The sequence below is a fragment of the Pseudobutyrivibrio sp. 49 genome, from assembly GCF_900100545.1.
Lineage (GTDB): Bacteria > Bacillota > Clostridia > Lachnospirales > Lachnospiraceae > Pseudobutyrivibrio.
In genome coordinates this window covers 1-3,281 of the sequence record NZ_FNDP01000037.1, presented here as the reverse complement: position 1 = coordinate 3,281, position 3,281 = coordinate 1, and the positions used below count along the sequence as shown (strand labels likewise).

The following is a 3,281-nucleotide window of genomic DNA, read 5'->3' as shown; positions in this document are numbered from 1 at the left end:
ACCCCAAATAATTCGACTGATACTATACTGCTATCACTAAACAGCCTCATTTAATCTGAAGGTTGGAGCTTCAATTAATTTGACGAACAACACCAAGTGATGGCATACAGTCAATAAGCACGTAATCATAATTCGTCTTTACGGAATCAATATATTCCTTCAAAACTCGCTCACGGCTCATATAATTAACAAGCGATAGCTCCATTCCAGAAAGCTCGATGTTTGCTGGAAGCAAATCGACGCCTTCCTTGTGGTGAAGAATTCCCTCTCCATCTTCAATCCGCTGTTCATTGAGCACCTTCCCCATAATGTCCTTAACAGTCACCGGTATCTCATCAGTTCTTGGATACCCAAGGCTAATGGTAAGCGAACCTTGCGGATCCAAATCGATAAGCAAAACCTTCCTCCCTTCGGCAGCAAGACCTATTCCCAGGTTCTCTGTACTCTGAGTCTTTCCTGTACCGCCTTTTTGATTAACCATCGCAATAACAACTGGTTTACTCATTGTTGTTCCTCCTTCATCGAAAGTTATTGTTGTTGCATAGTGTTTTGTAGTACGACTCTGTAGTCATCAGCGAGTTATAAAGCGATGCCAACAGATATTGTTTTATATTCCTGATATCAGGCTTGTTTTCTTCCAGCCTGTTCAAAACAAAACATAGATTGAAAAAATTGAGCTTCATGAACTGCGACCTGACAATGCTCATAGGCTTCGTTTCACCACAAATAACTATCTCTTTCCTGGTGGAGCTCACCACATCTACAATCAGCTCATAAAGCTCATCAACAATTGGATTGTCAAAATAATCTGTTCTTAATGCATCCAGATTAATCTGCTGGGCTATATAACTCCTTATTGCTGAATAATTATCTGAATCAAGTCGCGTCCTGTCCCGTCCTTCATCATCACAACCTTCATCATTAGACAAGACGTGACTAGACTCAGTATCACTAAAATCATTTTTATTATTCTTAGTATTATTAGTGTGTTCATTCGACACTTCTTGAGATGTCTCTTCGACATTTCCAGAAATGTCATTTTGACACTTCTGGAAATGTCCATCTGACACCTCCTCTGAAAAGTCCAATACATAGATGAGATTTGGCTTTGTAAGCCCCTGTCTCTTTCTTTCAATTAATTCAAATTCTTCAAGTTCTTTAAAAACCTTTCCTGCCTTTTTAGGGTGACATTTTATCTTTTTAGCTGCATCATCTACTTTCCAATAAACAAAGACCCTTCCTTCATCATCAAACCATCCATTCTCTGCAGATAGACACATCCTATTCAAAAGCAAACCATACAATACCATCGCCTCACAGGAAAGATTATCAAACCTTTCCTCTGTTAACAGAAGTTGTGGAATTCTTATAAATGAAAAAAGGTCAGCTTGCCGCCGACCATAAAAGTATTTTTTAGACATTAAATCTCACCTCTCGTATTCTTTTTTTTATCCTTATAGCGCCATTTCTGGCTTATCCTTAATCTTTGGTTTGTGTTCCTTCTTCGGAGCCTCCTTAACCTTATCCTGGGTCTTCTTCAGCTTCCCTACAGCTGATTCCTTCTCTTTATCGGACTCTCGCTCCTTAGCAGCAATTCTCTCCTTGAAGGTATCAGCTATCTCAAAAACTTTTTCCTTTGAATCATAATGATAGAGATTGTTCGATAGAACATCCTCCGGTGAAAGCTCGCAGGTATTAACGCTTGCAATCATCTCCTTTAGAGCCTCTATATCTCCGCCCATAGACTCAGGTACCAAGAGAACCTCATGAATGCTGCAGGGGATGATATAGAAATCTTCGCCCATCTTCCTGGCCTGCTCATCAAGGAAGCCTTCATAAGCAATTACGCCAGCTCCATGATGCTTATCTGTTACCGTACCAACGAGAATCTGATCCTCAGGTCCTCCTGCAGGGATTCCTAAATCAACATCAGGAAGAAGCTCTGCTATCGTTCCAAACAAAGTATTAACCTCCACTGGTCTAATCTCTGGAGATGAAATAAGAGCATCCTTATGAAGCTGCTCCTTAGTGACATCCATTTTCTCCAGCATCTCGTTTGAAACAACAACTGATGCTATTCCATCATCCATCTGTCCTAGAAGCACTCGATAGACAATGGCTATATCCTCCATATCCTTATGAGGTACCTTCTCGAGTAATGCTGCATTCTTTTCTGAATTTACAGCCTCAAGCACCAGTTTGTCCTTGATAAAGTCATAATCAGTAATCTGACTCATATCGTAGGTTGGCATATGCGAAATTGCCTCTTCCATTAGTTGTGTCGCGTGGTCGAGAATCATATCATAGTCACCTACCTTCTCAAAAGCTGCAAACAGATTTGAGAAATTTCCACTAGGCCCCATCATTGAATCCTCAAGCTTAACCGAAATCGCATCATAAGCATCCTGATTAAGCTTCTGTGATGGTGTGATTTCGATACTTGCGATTTCATAGCCCCTTGCCTCGAGATTACTCTTTAGATCTTCAGTAAACTTTTCTTTGAACTTTTCGTAGTCCATACAAACTACCTCCTTTAGAATATTTTTCTTTTGTCAAAATGAAGACAAAAAAAGAGTAGAAATTCTGTTATGAATTCCTACTCTATGTAATATCCTTGGATGCTATTGAATTAGCTTACCTTTCTATAAATTTTTATTATTATGTAATCTCTAGCAGTGACTTTAATCGGTGACTTTTGGATTTTGAGCAAAAAAAGAAGTGCTTACAAACGCCGTAAAATCAACGTTTATAGCACTTTAGTCAAACAGGGGACGAGAGAATCGAACTCCCACCAAAGGTTTTGGAGACCCCTATCATACCATTTGACCAGTCCCCTAAATCGTAAGCGAAAAACCCAAAATTGATTTGAGTCCCTCACCCACGCGACTTAATGATAATAACACAATATCTAGTCGCTTTCAATAGAAAAATCACAAAAACTTCACATTTTTTTCAAGTTTTTGCCATAAAAAAATTCTTGCTTATATAGCAAGAATTTCTTAGTGGAGACGGAGAGATTCGAACTCTTGACCCCCTGCTTGCAAGGCAGGTGCTCTCCCAACTGAGCTACGCCCCCATATTAATTGATTCTGCCACTTACGATAGTAAAATAGCAAGCTGTCTTGCTTGCTAAAACCTTATAGCAACCTCAAAACTTCATACAGTGCTGCGAGAATCATTCGCTAAACATCTTTTTAGAATAAACCTTCGATCTATTAGTATTCATCAGCTGAATGCGTTACCGCACTTACACCTTGAACCTATCTACCTTATCGTCTTTA

General features: G+C 39.4%; 2 protein-coding genes, 2 tRNA genes, 1 rRNA gene and 1 pseudogene. All 6 read right to left on the bottom strand.

Translation table 11 applies throughout. The annotated features are described in order from the left end of the window. Positions 1-85 precede the first annotated feature (85 nt). A pseudogene (locus BLP54_RS15490) lies at positions 86-505 on the bottom strand (ParA family protein); the annotation flags it as partial. Positions 506-518: 13 nt separating this feature from the next. Then, positions 519-1,421, bottom strand: coding sequence for a DUF6017 domain-containing protein (locus tag BLP54_RS15485; RefSeq protein WP_090171535.1), 903 nt, complete (start codon positions 1,419-1,421; stop codon positions 519-521). Between the two features lie 33 nt (positions 1,422-1,454). Continuing rightward, the gene (locus tag BLP54_RS15480) at positions 1,455-2,519 is read right to left on the bottom strand and encodes a DUF5688 family protein (RefSeq protein WP_090171532.1); all 1,065 of its coding nucleotides are present in this window, start codon (positions 2,517-2,519) and stop codon (positions 1,455-1,457) included. A gap of 246 nt (positions 2,520-2,765) precedes the next feature. After that, positions 2,766-2,836, bottom strand: a tRNA-Trp gene (locus tag BLP54_RS15475). A 167-nt stretch (positions 2,837-3,003) separates the two neighbouring features. Continuing rightward, positions 3,004-3,076, bottom strand: a tRNA-Ala gene (locus tag BLP54_RS15470). A gap of 119 nt (positions 3,077-3,195) precedes the next feature. After that, positions 3,196-3,281: ribosomal RNA gene (locus BLP54_RS15465) — 23S ribosomal RNA — on the bottom strand; the annotation flags it as partial.

Bases quoted from the DNA above. Each gene is read 5' to 3' on its own strand.
- BLP54_RS15485 (WP_090171535.1), bottom strand. From the start codon at position 1,421: ATGTCTAAAAAATACTTTTATGGTCGGCGGCAAGCTGACCTTTTTTCA.
- BLP54_RS15480 (WP_090171532.1), bottom strand. From the start codon at position 2,519: ATGGACTACGAAAAGTTCAAAGAAAAGTTTACTGAAGATCTAAAGAGT.